General features: G+C 72.7%; 10 protein-coding genes. 7 read left to right on the top strand and 3 right to left on the bottom strand.

The annotated features are described in order from the left end of the window. Window positions 1–54 precede the first annotated feature (54 nt). Both AC6EH9_RS00120 and AC6EH9_RS00115 read left to right on the top strand, forming a co-directional pair. Window positions 55–1,014 carry a helix-turn-helix transcriptional regulator gene (locus tag AC6EH9_RS00120; RefSeq protein WP_498419389.1) on the top strand — a complete coding sequence of 320 codons (960 nt, stop codon included), beginning with the start codon at window positions 55–57 and terminating at the stop codon, window positions 1,012–1,014. Between the two features lie 67 nt (window positions 1,015–1,081). Beyond that, complete coding sequence (locus AC6EH9_RS00115) at window positions 1,082–3,529, top strand: phosphoketolase family protein (protein WP_498419388.1); 2,448 nt, start codon at window positions 1,082–1,084, stop codon at window positions 3,527–3,529. 131 nt (window positions 3,530–3,660) lie between these two features. Here the strand turns inward: AC6EH9_RS00115 and AC6EH9_RS00110 are convergent, their stop codons facing one another. After that, on the bottom strand, window positions 3,661–4,854 hold the full coding sequence (locus tag AC6EH9_RS00110) for an acetate/propionate family kinase (protein WP_498419386.1): 1,194 nt from the start codon (window positions 4,852–4,854) through the stop codon (window positions 3,661–3,663). A 200-nt stretch (window positions 4,855–5,054) separates the two neighbouring features. Here AC6EH9_RS00110 and AC6EH9_RS00105 point away from each other — a divergent pair, with 200 nt between their 5' ends. The 3 genes from AC6EH9_RS00105 to AC6EH9_RS00095 all read left to right on the top strand — a co-directional run bounded on the left by AC6EH9_RS00105 (window position 5,055) and on the right by AC6EH9_RS00095 (window position 8,178). Then, complete coding sequence (locus AC6EH9_RS00105) at window positions 5,055–5,417, top strand: sterol carrier family protein (protein ID WP_498419385.1); 363 nt, start codon at window positions 5,055–5,057, stop codon at window positions 5,415–5,417. Window positions 5,418–5,572: 155 nt separating this feature from the next. Beyond that, entirely contained in the window at window positions 5,573–6,790 is a 1,218-nt protein-coding gene (locus AC6EH9_RS00100) for a pyridoxal phosphate-dependent aminotransferase (RefSeq protein WP_498419384.1), read from the top strand. 20 nt (window positions 6,791–6,810) lie between these two features. Further along, a complete protein-coding gene (locus AC6EH9_RS00095) occupies window positions 6,811–8,178 on the top strand; it encodes a dipeptidase (RefSeq protein ID WP_498419382.1) in 1,368 nt (455 codons plus the stop codon). Window positions 8,179–8,211: 33 nt separating this feature from the next. Here the strand turns inward: AC6EH9_RS00095 and AC6EH9_RS00090 are convergent, their stop codons facing one another. Further along, window positions 8,212–9,465 carry a GAF domain-containing protein gene (locus AC6EH9_RS00090; RefSeq protein WP_498419380.1) on the bottom strand — a complete coding sequence of 418 codons (1,254 nt, stop codon included), beginning with the start codon at window positions 9,463–9,465 and terminating at the stop codon, window positions 8,212–8,214. A gap of 86 nt (window positions 9,466–9,551) precedes the next feature. Further along, window positions 9,552–11,354, bottom strand: a complete 1,803-nt coding sequence (locus AC6EH9_RS00085) for a sensor histidine kinase (RefSeq protein WP_498419378.1) — start codon at window positions 11,352–11,354, stop codon at window positions 9,552–9,554. Window positions 11,355–11,489: 135 nt separating this feature from the next. Here AC6EH9_RS00085 and purF point away from each other — a divergent pair, with 135 nt between their 5' ends. Both purF and purM read left to right on the top strand, forming a co-directional pair. Beyond that, on the top strand, window positions 11,490–13,010 hold the full coding sequence (gene purF, locus AC6EH9_RS00080) for an amidophosphoribosyltransferase (RefSeq protein ID WP_498419377.1): 1,521 nt from the start codon (window positions 11,490–11,492) through the stop codon (window positions 13,008–13,010). Between the two features lie 48 nt (window positions 13,011–13,058). Continuing rightward, window positions 13,059–14,159 carry a phosphoribosylformylglycinamidine cyclo-ligase gene (purM, locus tag AC6EH9_RS00075; protein WP_498419375.1) on the top strand — a complete coding sequence of 367 codons (1,101 nt, stop codon included), beginning with the start codon at window positions 13,059–13,061 and terminating at the stop codon, window positions 14,157–14,159. The last annotated feature ends 42 nt before the right edge of the window (window positions 14,160–14,201 follow it).

The following is a 14,201-nucleotide window of genomic DNA, read 5'->3' as shown; positions in this document are numbered from 1 at the left end:
GCTAGGAGCGCTTCCGGTCAGTTTCCGTCCTCAATCGGATCTAGCCTGATACTCGTGAACACCAGCGCACGCATGCTGCGACTGCTCTCCCTGCTGCAGACCCACCGCTACTGGCCCGGCGCCGAGCTGGCCGAGCGGCTGGAGGTCAGCGGGCGCACCCTGCGCCGCGACATCGACCGGCTCCGCGGCCTCGGGTACGACGTGGACGCGGTGCGCGGGGTCGCCGGGGGCTACCAGCTGCGCGCCGGCGGGACGCTCGCGCCGCTGCTGCTCGAGGACGAGGAGGCGGTCGCGATCGCGGTCGGGCTGCGCAGCGCCGCGGCCGGGTCGGTGCAGGGGATGGAGTCGAGCGCGCTGCAGGCGCTGACCAAGGTGATCTCGCTGATGCCGCCCCGGCTGCGCCGGCGGATGGACGCCCTGCAGTCGCAGACCGTGCCGGCGCCCTGGCGCGGCCCGAGCATCGACGCAGGGACGCTGACCACGCTGGCCCAGGCGTGTCGCGACGACGAGCCGGTCCGCTTCGCCTACACCGCGGCCGGCGGGGCCCGGACCCGGCGCCACGTGGAGCCGCACCAGCTGGTCTCGATCGGGGCGCGCTGGTACCTCGTCGGCTACGACCGCGAGCGCCACGACTGGCGCAGCTTCCGCGTCGACCGGGTCACCGGGCCCCAGGTGAGCGGCACGCGCTTCCGGCCCCGCGCGCTGCCCGCCGAGGACGCGCTCGCGTTCGTGCGGGCGGGCATCGCCGGCCGGCCGATGCGCCACCTCGTGCGGGTGAGGTTCGCGACCGACGCCGCGACGGTCCAGGCGTGGGTGGGGCGCTGGGGCAGCGTCGTACCCGACGACGCGGGCGGCTGCGTGCTCACCATGGGCTCCGACGACCTCGATTGGCCGCTGATGGTGCTGGCCGGGGTGCGGGCCGAGTTCCGGGTCGAGGAGCCCGCCGAGCTCGCGGACCTGGTTGCCGAGGCCGCCGAGCGCTTCGCCCGCTCCACCGCGGGCCGGGGCGAATGACCTCTGTCGCCGGGCCGGCCGGCGTGGCACGGTGGGAGCGAGCATCCTCGAGCCAGGAGAGCCACCGATGACGCAGACCGTCCCCCGCCCGAGCACCACCACTGCGGAGCATCCGCTGGACGAGCAGGAGCTCGCCGACATCGACGCCTGGTTCCGCGCCGCCAACTACCTCTCGGTGGGCCAGATCTACCTGCTCGACAATCCGCTGGTCGAACGCGGCCTCGTCCCGGACGACATCAAGCCGCGGCTGCTCGGCCACTGGGGCACGACGCCGGGGCTCAACCTCGTCTACGCCCACCTCAACCGGCTGATCCGCACCCGTGACGTCAACGCGATCTTCCTCGCCGGTCCCGGGCACGGTGGCCCGGCGGCGGTGGCCAACGGCTGGCTCGAGGGGACCTACAGCGAGGTGTACCCGCACGTCGGCTACGACAAGGAGGGCATGCGGGAGCTGTTCCGCCAGTTCTCCTTCCCCGGCGGCGTGCCCAGCCACGTGGCGCCCGAGACGCCCGGCTCGATCCACGAGGGCGGCGAGCTCGGCTACGTCCTGTCCCACGCGTACGGCGCGGCGATGGACAACCCCGACCTGCTGGTCGCCGCGGTCGTCGGCGACGGCGAGTTCGAGACCGGGCCGCTGGCCACCTCCTGGCACGCCAACAAGTTCGTCGACCCGGTCCACGACGGCGCGGTGTTGCCGATCCTGCACCTCAACGGCTACAAGATCGCCAACCCGACGATCCCCGCCCGGATCGGGCGCGACGAGCTGGAGAGCCTGCTGCGTGGCTACGGCCACGAGGTGATCACCGTGGAGGGCGACGACCCGGACCTGGTGCACCAGCAGATGACGGCGGCCCTGGAGGCCGCCCACGACGCCATCACCGACATCCAGGTGGGCGCCCGCGAGCGCGGCGAGACCGAGCGGCGCCCGTGGCCGATGATCCTGCTGGTGACGCCCAAGGGCTGGACCGGCCCGAAGGTCGTCGACGGGGTGCAGGTCGAGGGCACCTGGCGTGCCCACCAGGTGCCGCTCGCGGGCACCCGTGAGAACGACGCGCACCGCGCCCAGCTCGAGGAGTGGCTGCGCTCCTACCGCCCCGAGGAGCTCTTCGACGACGACGGCGTCCCGGTGGAGCGGATCCGGGCGCTCGCCCCGCTGCTGACGCGACGGATGAGCGACAACCCGCACGCCAACGGCGGTCTGCTGCTGCGGCCGCTGGACCTGCCCGACTTCCGCACGCACGCCGTCGAGGTGGCCAGCCCGGGCGCGTCCACCCACGAGGCCACCCGGGTCTTCGGGCAGTACCTGGTGGAGGTGGTGCGCGACAACGCCGACAACTTCCGCATCTTCGGGCCCGACGAGACCGCCTCGAACCGCCTCGATGCGGTCTACGAGGTCACCGACAAGGTCTTCGCCGGCGAGATCCTGCCCTCCGACGAGCACCTGGCGCACAGCGGCCGGGTGCTGGAGATCCTTTCCGAGCACACCTGCCAGGGCTGGCTCGAGGGCTACCTGCTCACCGGGCGGCACGGGATCTTCAGCTGCTACGAGGCGTTCATCCACCTGGTCGACTCGATGTTCAACCAGCACGCGAAGTGGCTCAAGACGACCCGGGAGATCGAGTGGCGGCCCCCGGTGGCGTCGCTGAACTACCTGCTCACCTCGCACGTGTGGCGCCAGGACCACAACGGCTTCTCCCACCAGGACCCCGGCTTCATCGACCACGTGGTCAACAAGCGGGCCGAGGTGGTCCGGGTCTACCTGCCGCCGGACACCAACACCCTGCTCTCCACGATGCAGCACTGCCTGGCCAGCAAGCACTACGTGAACGTGGTGGTCGCCGGCAAGCAGCCGACCTTCGACTGGCTCTCCGGCGACGAGGCCGACCTGCACTGTGCCCGCGGGCTGGGCATCTGGGAGTGGGCCAGCACCGAGGGTGACGGCGAGCCGGACGTGGTCCTCGCCTGCGCGGGAGACGTGCCCACCCTCGAGGCGCTGGCCGCGGCGGCGCTGCTGCGCGAGCACCTGCCCGACCTCAAGGTCCGCTTCGTCAACGTGGTCGACCTGATGCGTCTGCAGGACGCCCGCGAGCACCCGCACGGGCTGAGCTCGCGCGAGTTCGACAACGTCTTCACCACCGACAAGCCGGTGATCTTCGCCTATCACGGCTATCCCTGGCTGATCCACCGGCTGGCCTACCGCCACACCAACCACGAGCAGTTCCACGTGCGCGGCTACAAGGAGGAGGGCACCACCACCACGCCCTTCGACATGGTGATGATGAACGACATGGACCGCTACCACCTGGTCATGGACGTCATCGACCGCGTCCCCGGGCTGGGCTCGCGGGCGGCGACGGTGCGCCAGCTGATGGTCGACACCCGCCGGCGCGCCCACCAGTGGACCCGCGAGCACGGCGACGACCTGCCCGAGGTCCGCGACTGGACCTGGACCGGCGCGAAGGCTCCCGATGAGTCCCCGTCCACCACGAGCCAGCCGGGCGACATGGCCGACTGACGCCGTACGGCCCGCAGCCCGCCCGCCGTACCCCCGCCGCCATGTAACGCGGGGTTATGCCCTCCACCACAGCGTTCTACCGCTGTGGCAGTAGCGATAACTCCGCGTTACATGGGGGGTGGGGCGCGCACTCAGCCGACGAGGGCGGCTGCCTGCCGGGCGATGGCCAGCTCCTCGTTGGTGGGTACGACGAGCACGGCGACGCGGGAGGTGTCGGTGGAGATCCGCCGGACCCGGGTCGGGTGCTCGCCGGCGTCCTCGTTGCGGGCCGGGTCGACCTCGATCCCCAGCCGGTCCAGGCCGGTCAGGCAGTCGGCGCGCAGGGCGGGGTTGTGCTCGCCGACGCCGCCGGTGAACGCCACCACGTCCGCCCCGTCGAGCACGGCGAGATAGGCCCCGACGTACTTGCGGATCCGGTGGCAGTACGCCGCGTAGGCGGCCACCGCGCCCGGGTCGCGGGCGTCGATCGCCGCCAGCAGGTCGCGGAAGTCGTGCACGCCGGCCATCCCCTCCAGGCCGGAGCGGTGGTGCAGCAGGTCCTCCAGGCCGTCGGCGTCGTAGCCGCCGTGGCGCAGCAGGTGCAGCAGCACGCCGGGGTCGAGGTCGCCGGCACGGGTGCCCATCATCAGGCCCTCGAGCGGGGTCATCCCCATCGAGGTGTCGGCCGGGCGCCCGCCCCGGATCGCGGCCGCGGAGGCCCCGTTGCCCAGGTGCAGCACGATCTGGTCGAGCCGGTGCAGCGGACGGTCGAGATAGGCGGCGACCTCGCTCGCGACGTACTGATGGCTGGTGCCGTGCATCCCGTAGCGGCGGATCTCGTGGCGCTCGGCGACGTCCTTCTCGATCGGGTAGGTCGCGGCCGCCGCGGGCAGGGACGAGAAGAACGCGGTGTCGAAGACGGCGACCTGGGGCACGCCCGGGAACGCCGCCCGGGCGCTGCGGATGCCGGCGGCGGCCGGTGGGTTGTGCAGGGGAGCGAGCAGGGAGAGCCGCTCGATCTCGGCCAGGACGTCGTCGTCGACGCGCACCGGCCGGGTCAGCCGCGGCCCACCGTGCACCACGCGGTGCCCGATCGCGAGCAGGTCGTCACCGGCCACGCCCGAGCCCGCCAGCAGCTCGCGCATCGTCTCCAGCGCGGCACCGTGGTCGGGCAGGTCGGCGTCGCGCGCGCTCTCACCGGCGGAGTCGACGTGGCGCAGCGCGGCGCTCGGCGTGCCGATCCGCTCGAGGTGCCCCCTGACCCCGGCCTCCCCGGAGCCGGGGTCGACCAGTTGGTACTTCAGCGACGACGACCCCGCGTTCAGCACCAGCACCCGACGGTCCATGCCGCCCACCCTAGGACCGCGCGCCCTCTGCGCCGACCCCTTTCGCGCCCGCCCTGGGCCGCGCCTTGCCTCGCCCTGCCCCGCGCCTCGCCTCGCCTCGCCTCGCCCTGAGCGGGTTGTGTGCCCCACGACGCGGTGGGGCGCGTGCTCAGGCACACGACCACGCAGGGGGGCCAGCGCGGGTGTGGTCGAATGAGTGCGTGTCCACGCGTCGCCTGACTCCCGCCGATCCCGAGGCGCTGGCCGCCGCCCTGGAGCGGCTCGGGCACGGTACGGCGGAGCGCGCCGACCTCAAGCTGCTGGTGAAGCACTATCTCGCCCTGCTGCAGGACAAGGCGCCCGGGCACTCGGTGGAGGTCCGCGTCCCGCCGTACGCCGCGGTGCAGGTGGTGCCCGGCGTGCGCCACAAGCGCGGTACGCCGCCGGCCGTGGTGGAGATGGACGCCGAGACGTGGATCGCGCTCGCCCGCGGGGAGACGGCGTGGCCGGAGGCCGAGCGGGCCGGGATCGTCCGGGCCAGCGGCGAGCGCGCCGACCTCACCCCGTTCCTCCCCCTGACCTGAGCGCACCCCCTGCCCCGAGCGCACCCCCTGCCCCGAGCGCACCCCCTGCCCCGAGCGCGCCGCCGCCTGCCCTGAGCACCCCTGCCCTGAGCGCGACCGGACGCCCACCCTCCCCTGAGCACAAACCGCTGGACACCGCCTGAGAGCATGACGCCGTGCGCCAGATCAGGCAGAGCCGCAAGCTGCAACACGTCCGCTACGACGTGCGGGGTCCGATCCTCGTCGAGGCCCAGCGCCTCGAGGCCGAGGGCCACCGCATCCTCAAGCTGAACATCGGCAATCCCGCGCCGTTCGGCTTCGAGGCCCCCGCCGCGATCGTCGCCGACATGGTGCACCACCTGCCCGAGGCGCAGGGCTACAGCGACTCGCGGGGGATCTACTCCGCACGCACCGCGGTGGCGCAGTACTACCAGAGCCGTGGCCTGGCCGAGGCCCACGTCGACGACGTGTTCATCGGCAACGGCGTCTCCGAGCTGATCACGATGGTGCTGCAGACCTTCATCGACGACGGCAACGAGATCCTGGTGCCGGCGCCGGACTACCCGCTGTGGACCGGCGCGGTGACCCTGTCGGGCGGCATCCCGGTGCACTACCTGTGCGACGAGGAGAACGGCTGGGCGCCCGACCTCGACGACATCGAGTCGAAGATCACCGAGAACACCCACGCGATCGTCATCATCAACCCCAACAACCCGACCGGCGCCGTCTACAGCGAGGACGTGGTGAAGGGCCTGGTCGACATCGCGCGCCGCCACGACCTGGTCGTCTTCAGCGACGAGATCTACGAGAAGATCCTCTTCGACGACGCCGTGCACCACCACACCGCGGCCTACACCGGCGAGGACGTCCTCTGCCTGACGTTCAGCGGGCTCTCCAAGGCCTACCGGGTCTGCGGCTACCGCTCCGGGTGGGTGATGGTCTCGGGGCCCAAGCACCTCGCGGCCGACTTCCTCGAGGGCCTGATGCTGGTCTCGAACATGCGGATGTGCGCCAACGTCCCGGCCCAGCACGCGATCCAGACCGCGCTGGGGGGCTACCAGTCGATCAACGAGCTGATCGTGCCCGGCGGCCGGTTCTACGAGCAGGCCAAGACCGCGCACCGGCTGCTCAACGAGATCCCCGGCGTCACCTCCGTGGAGCCGCACGGCGCGCTGTACTGCTTCCCGCGGCTCGACCCGGAGATGTACCCGATCGAGGACGACCAGCAGTTCGTGATCGACCTGCTGCGCGCCAAGAAGCTCCTGGTCACCCACGGCACCGGCTTCAACTGGCCCACCCCCGACCACTTCCGCCTGGTCACCCTGCCCGAGGTGCACGTGCTGGAGGAGGCGATCGGCCGGATCGCGGAGTTCCTGGCCGAGATCCGCCGCTGAGGCCCCGATAGGGTCGGCGTGTGACTGTCACCGCGAACATCGACCAGCTCCGCACCCGCCTCGCCGAGGTCCTCCCCGGCGTACGCCGCGACCTCGAGGACCTGGTCCGGATCGAGTCGGTCAGCGCCGACCCGGCCCGGGCCGGCGAGGTGCAGCGCAGCGCCGAGGCCGTCGCCGGGCTGTTCCGCGCCGAGGGGTTCGACGACGTCCAGATCCTCACCGCCGACGGCGGCGCGCCCGCCGTCGTCGCCCGCCGGCCCGCGCCCGAGGGGCGTCCGACGGTGCTGCTCTACGCCCACCACGACGTCCAGCCCGAGGGCGACCACGCGACCTGGGACTCCGCGCCGTTCGAGCCGACCGAGCGCGACGGCCGGCTCTACGCGCGCGGCGCGGCCGACGACAAGGCCGGCATCGCCGCCCACCTCGGTGCCCTGCGCATCCTGGGCGACGACCTGCCGGTGGGCGTCACCGTCTTCGTCGAGGGCGAGGAGGAGGTCGGCTCCGAGTCCCTGCCGGCGTTCCTGCGCGAATACCAGCACCTGCTCGAGGCGGACGTGATCGTGATCGCCGACTCCGGCAACTGGGACATCGGCGTGCCGGCGCTGACCACCAGCCTGCGCGGCCTGGTCCGCGCCGACGTCGAGGTCCGCACGCTGACCCACGCCGTGCACTCCGGGATGTGGGGCGGCCTCGTGCCCGACGCGCTGATCGCGCTGAGCCGGCTGATCGCGAGCCTGCACGACGATGCCGGCAACGTCGCCGTCGCGGGGCTGCACAGCGGCCCGGCCGCCGACGTGGACTACCCCGAGGAGCGGCTGCGCGCGGAGTCCGGCGTGAACCCGGGCGTGGAGTGGATCGGCTCCGGCTCCGCGGTCGAGCGGCTGTGGACCAAGCCCTCGCTGAGCATCACCGGCCTCGACGCGCCCCAGGTCGACGGCGCCTCCAACACCCTGGTCCCGGCGGCCCGCGCCAAGATCTCGATGCGGATCGCGCCCGGCGACACCACCGAGAACGCGGTGGCGTGTCTGCGCCGCCACCTCGAGGCCCACGTGCCGTGGGGCGCCGAGCTCACCGTCACCGTCGTCGACACCGGCGAGGCGACCGCCATCGACGCAGAAGGCCCGGCGTACGACGTGGCCCGGGCGGCGTTCGCCGAGGCGTGGGACGGCGTCGCCCCCGTCGACATGGGCGTCGGCGGCTCGATCCCGTTCATCGCCGAGTTCCTCGAGGCGTTCCCGCGCGCGAGCGTGCTGGTGACCGGCGTCGAGGACCCCGACACCCGCGCCCACGGCGCCAACGAGGGCCTGCACCTGGCCGAGTTCCAGCGGGTGATCCTGGCCGAGACCCTGCTCCTGCAGAACCTCGCCTCCCACGCGCCCGCCCGGTAGCCGCGCCGGACGCCGCCGCGCCCGGACCCCGGCTCAGGCCGACGGGGCGGCGCGGGTGGAGAGCATCGTCAGGTCGTCGGCCAGCCGGGCCAGCCGCCGGGCGTCCTGGCCGAGCAGGGTCACCGCGGCGTCGGCCCGCGCGCCCAGGTCGGATGCGCCCTGCAGCAGTTCGACGTTGCCGAGGATCGCGCTCAGCGGGCTCGTCAACTCGTGGGCCAGGGAGTCGATCAGCCTCGCCTGGTAGGCGTCCAGCTCGCGCAGCTCGTGGGCCAGCCTGCGCTCGCGCGCGAACAGCCTCGCGGTGAGGATGGCGCGGCCCAGGTCGTGCCCGACGTCCAGCGCGGCGCTCGCCTCGACGTCGGTCCACTCCAGGGCGGCGTCCTGGCGCGTCAGCGTGAGCGTGCCCAGGCACTCCTCGCCCGCGCCGAGGGGCACCAGCATCACCGAGGTGAGCCCACGGGCGCCGAAGTACTGCCTGACCCTGCGGTGCTCGGCCGGCGAGAGCAGGCTGGGGGAGAGGCGGTCACGGCCGAGGAGGGCGACCTGCTGCTGGGCCCAGCAGTCTCGGGCCAGCCGCATCGCCGTGGCCACCACCGGCGCGGGCGCATGCGGCACCTCCCACGCGTCCGGGTAGCGGTGGGTGTAGCCCCGCGGCTCCTCGTCGGTGGGCAGCACCCGCATCCACAGGCCGGTGCAGCGGAAGCCGTCGAGCAGCGCCGCCTGGCAGGCACCCAGCGTGCTGCTCAGGTCGGGGCCGGCGCTGGCGGTGCGCACCACCCGCCGGGCCACCTCGGCCAGCCGGAGCTGCTCGGCGCGCCGTTCGTGCTCGAAGGTCCGCAGCACCGCGCGCGCTGCCTGCTCGGCATAGCTGTCGAGCAGCCTGAGCTGCTCGGGGCCGGGGCGGCGCCCGTCCAGGGGCCGGTCGACGGCGAGGATGCCCTGCAGCGTCTCGTCGGCCCCGACGAGCGGCACCATCAGCAGGTCGAGCGGCTGCCAGGCGTCCGGCCCGGCGACGGCCTCGGTGCCCGCGGAGAGGGCATGGGCGAAGGCGGCCGACTCCTCGTGGGGCACGAAGCGCAGCAGCCGGCCCCAGGGCTGGGCCAGGTCGAGGAGCTCCAGCACCACCGAGGAGGGGGCGCTCTGGCCGATCAGCGACGCAGGCGCCCCGTCGGCGCAGGCGGCGGCGATAGTCTCCATCTCCCCGTTCGGCCGGAACACGCCGATCGTGGCCACGGCGAAGCCCGCCAGCTCGGCGAGGCTCTGCGCGATGAGCCGGAGCGTGTCCACCGGCAGGCCGGCGGAGGAGGGGAGGTGCTGTTCCCGATGGAGCGTGTACGGCGGACGCTCGCCGCCCGGAGTTCCCCGCGCCACGGTCAGCCGGTCGGGAGGCGGACCACGAAGGTGCTGCCCTCGCCCAGGGTGGAGGTCACGTCGATCCGGCCGCAGTGGCGCTCCACGATCCGGCGCACGATGGCCAGCCCCAGACCGGTGCCGGGCTGCTGGATCGCCTCGGGGTTGGTGGAGCGGAAGAACTCGCTGAACAGCCGCTTCTGGTCCTCGGCGCCGATGCCGATGCCGTCGTCCGCGCAGGTCAGCACGATCTCGTCGCCCTCCCGGCTCAGGCTCAGGCTCACCGTGCCGTGGGCCGGGGTGTACTTCACCGCGTTGCTGACCAGGTTGGCGCAGACCCGGTCGAGCTCCTCGGCGTCGCCCAGGACCAGGAACGGCTCGTCGGCGAGCTCGAGGCTCAGCGTCAGCGCCTTGCGCTGCACCGCCACCTCGACCAGCTCCACCGCTTCCGCCAGGAGCGGACGCAGGTCGACCGGGTGGGCGACCAGCGGCTTGTCGGGGTCGGTGACCTGGGAGAGCAGCAGCAGGTCCTCGACCAGCTTGTTGAGCCGGTTCGCGCCGCGCTCGATGGCGGCCAGGGAGGTCCGGGTGGACCCGCTGAGACCGGTCACCGACTCGAGGATCTCGAGGTGGCCGATGATCGAGGACAGCGGGTTCTTCAGCTCGTGCGACACGGTCGCGATCAGCTGGCCCTTGTAGGTGTCGAGGCGCTGGAGCTCGGCCACCAGGCGGTGCTCGCGCTCGAAGAGGCGGGCGTTGAGCACCGCGCGGCCCAGGTCGTGGCCCATGTCCAGGGCGACGGCCCCCTCCACGTCGCTCCACTCGGGGTCGCTGTCGTCGCGGGTCAGCACCAGGTGGCCGAGGCACTCGGGCCCCGCGCCGAGGGGCACGAACAGCATCGAGGTGATGTCGATGCTGGTCAGGAACTCGCTGATCCGGGAGTTCTGGCTCTCGTCGAACAGCCAGCCGGCCGGCCTGCGCAGCGAGACGATCCCGACCCGCTGCTCGCGCCAGCAGATCCCGGACGCGGAGACGGCCTCGCGACGCAGGTCGTCGGGCAGCTCGACGCCCAGGCCGTCGGAGGAGGAGATGGCGCCGCGCTCGAGCCCGCGCCCGTCGACGTCGTAGAGCTGGATCCACAGGCCCTGGATGCGGAACCCGTCGACGATGGCCTTCTGGCACTCCTCGAGGATGCGGTCGAGGTTGAGCTGGGCGCTGGCGTTGCGCACGATCTTGCGGGCGGTGTCGGCCAGGCGCAGCTCCTCGGCCTGGCGCTCGCGCTCCATCGCGCTGATGATCGCGCGCCCGGCCTGGTCGGCGTACATCTGCAGCTGGCGGCGCCGTTCGGGCCCCGGGCGGCGACCGTCCTCGGGCAGGTCGACGGTGAGGAAGCCGCGCAGCTCGCCGGCCTCGTCGAGCAGTGGTGCGGCGAGGAGGTCGAGGGGGTGCCAGGCCAGCGGGTCGTCGTCGACGGGCTCGATGTCGGGCACCCAGCCGGTGCGCACGAAGTCGCCGACCCGGCTGTGCGGCACGAAGCGCAGCGAGCCCCACTCGTCGGCGTGCTCGATCTCCTCGAGCATCTGGCTGACCGGGGAGAACGTCCCCAGCAGCGCCTGGCGGGCGTCCTCGTTGCCGGAGACCGCGACGACCTCGAGCTCGCCGCTGTCGTGCAGCACGCTCAGGCAGGCGACCCCGAATCCCGCCACGTCGGTCACGCCCTCGGCGACCACGTCGAGGGTGTCGCGCAGCGCGCTGTGGCCCCATGCCTCGGCGAGTACCCGGTGGATGCGGTAGTTCGCGAGCTCGCGGACAGTCTCTTCTGGCATGCGGTCGCGCCCCCTCTTCGGAGTCAATGTAGTGCCCACGCACACCGCACGAACGGCGAATGGGAGTGCGTCCGAGGGATGGAAGCCCCCCGCGACGATGCGCGAGCCCCTCCTCGGCGCCCCTAGACTCGGAGTGTGCCCCGGCAGACACCCCGCGGAGACGGGCGGCTCAACCTCGATCTCGATCCCCAGGAACGCGGCCCGCAGGACGCCTGCGGCGTCTTCGGCGTCTGGGCCCCAGGCGAGGAGGTCGCCAAGCTCACCTACTTCGGCCTGTACGCGCTGCAGCACCGCGGGCAGGAGTCCGCCGGGATCGCGGTCAGCAACGGCCGCCAGATCCTGGTCTACAAGGACATGGGGCTGGTCTCCCAGGTCTTCGACGAGTCCACCCTGGACTCGCTGCGCGGGCACCTGGCGATCGGCCACTCGCGTTACTCGACCACGGGCGCGAGCACCTGGCAGAACGCCCAGCCGACCTTCCGGCCCACCGCCGACGGCTCGATCGCGCTGGCCCACAACGGCAACCTGATCAACACCCACGAGCTGGTCGCGATGGTCGCCGAGCTGGAGAAGGGCGACGAGGCCGACCTGCAGGGCCGCGAGGGGGAGGTCTCCACCAACGACACCGGGCTGGTGACGGCGCTGCTGGCGCACCACCCGGACACCTCGCTGGAGCAGCGCAGCCTCGAGGTGCTGCCGCTGCTGCGCGGCGCCTTCTCCTTCGTCTGGATGAACGAGAACACCCTCTACGCCGCGCGCGACCCCCAGGGCATCCGCCCGCTGGTCCTCGGCCGGCTCGACCGCGGCTGGGTGGTGGCCAGCGAGGACGCCGCGCTCGCCACCATCGGGGCCAGCGTCGTGCGTGAGATCGAGCCGGGCGAGATGCTGGTGATCGACGAGCAGGGTCTGCGCTCGCACCACTTCGCCGAGCCCGAGCCCAAGGGCTGCGTCTTCGAGTACGTCTACCTGGCCCGCCCGGACGCGACCATCGCCGGGCGCAACGTGCACGAGGCGCGCGTGGAGATGGGCCGCCAGCTGGCCCGGGAGTTCCCCGTCGAGGCCGACATGGTGATGCCGGTGCCCGAGTCGGGCACGCCGGCCGCCGCCGGGTACGCCGAGGAGAGCGGCATCCCGTTCGGGCAGGGCTTCGTCAAGAACGCCTACGTCGGGCGCACCTTCATCCAGCCCAGCCAGACGCTGCGCCAGCTCGGCATCCGGCTCAAGCTCAACGCGCTCGACCACATGATCCGCGGCAAGCGCATCGTCGTGGTCGACGACTCGATCGTGCGCGGCAACACCCAGCGCGCCCAGGTCCGGATGCTGCGCGAGGCCGGCGCGAAGGAGGTCCACGTGCGGATCTCCAGCCCGCCGGTGAAGTGGCCGTGCTTCTACGGCATCGACTTCGCCACCCGCGCCGAGCTGATCGCCAACGGACTCAGTCCCGAGGAGATCGCCGCCAGCGTGGGCGCCGACACCCTGGGCTACATCTCGCTCGACGGGATGATCGACGCCACCGGCCAGGACACCGAGCGGCTGTGCAAGGCGTGCTTCACCGGCGACTACCCGGTCGCGCTGCCCGACGAGAGCCAGCTGGGCAAGCACCTGCTCGAGGCGTCGCTGAGCGCCCGGACGCTGCCGGTCCTCAACAACCCCTGAGCCCGAGCCGACACCCTCGCCCGCCGTACGCCGTCCCCAGGAGCAGCCGTGAGCCACCACCCCACCCCGTCCCCCTCGTCGAGCGCCGGCGCCGAGAACGCCTACGCCGAGGCCGGGGTCTCCATCGAGGCGGGCGACAAGGCCGTCGAGCTGATGAAGGTGTGGATCGAGAAGGCCCGCCGCCCCGAGATGATCGGCGGCATCGGCGGCTTCGCCGGGCTCTTCGACGCCTCGGCCCTGAAGAGCTACGAGCGGCCCCTGCTGGCCTCCTCGACCGACGGGGTCGGCACCAAGGTGGCGATCGCGCAGGCGATGGACAAGCACGACACGATCGGGTTCGACCTGGTCGGCATGGTCGTCGACGACCTGGTCGTCTGCGGTGCCGAGCCGCTGTTCATGACCGACTACATCGCCACCGGCCGGGTGGTGCCGGAGCGGATCGCGGCCATCGTCAAGGGCATCGCCGAGGCCTGTGTGGAGGCCGGCTGCGCGCTGACCGGCGGGGAGACCGCGGAGCACCCGGGGCTGCTCGGCCCCGACGAGTACGACGTGGCCGGCGCGGCGACCGGCGTGGTCGAGGCCGACCGGCTGCTCGGCCCCGGCCGGGTCCGGCCCGGCGACGTGGTGATCGCGATGGAGGCCAGCGGACTGCACTCCAACGGCTACTCGCTGGTGCGCCACGTGCTGCTGAACACCGCCGGGTGGGAGCTCGACCGCCACGTCGACGACCTGGGGCGGACGCTGGGCGAGGAGCTGCTGGTCCCGACCAGGATCTACGCCAAGGCCTGCCTCGCGCTGGCCGCGCGCACCCGTACGCACGCGATGTCGCACGTGACCGGCGGCGGCCTGGCCGCCAACCTGGCCCGGGTGATGCCGATGGAGCTGACCGCGACCATCGACCGCTCGACGTGGACCCCGCAGCCGATCTTCGACCTGGTCCGCCGCGTCGGCGACGTCGCGCAGCCCGACCTCGAGCAGACCCTCAACTGCGGGGTGGGGATGGTGGCGCTGACCGAGGCCGACGACGCCGACCTCGCCATCCAGGTGCTGGCCGAGCACGGAGTCCGCGCCTGGGTCGCCGGCGCGGTGCGCGCCGACGACGTGGAGGGCGGCCAGGTCCGGCTCACCGGCGCCTACGCAGGTTGGTAAGGCTTGGTTTTCGCTTTGGGCGTAGTCGATTTGCGGCCCGGG

The sequence above is a fragment of the Nocardioides sp. Z21_20 genome (assembly GCF_059766585.1).
The sequence above is the reverse complement of the archived record's forward strand: the minus strand, read 5'-3'. Positions and strand labels throughout refer to the sequence as shown.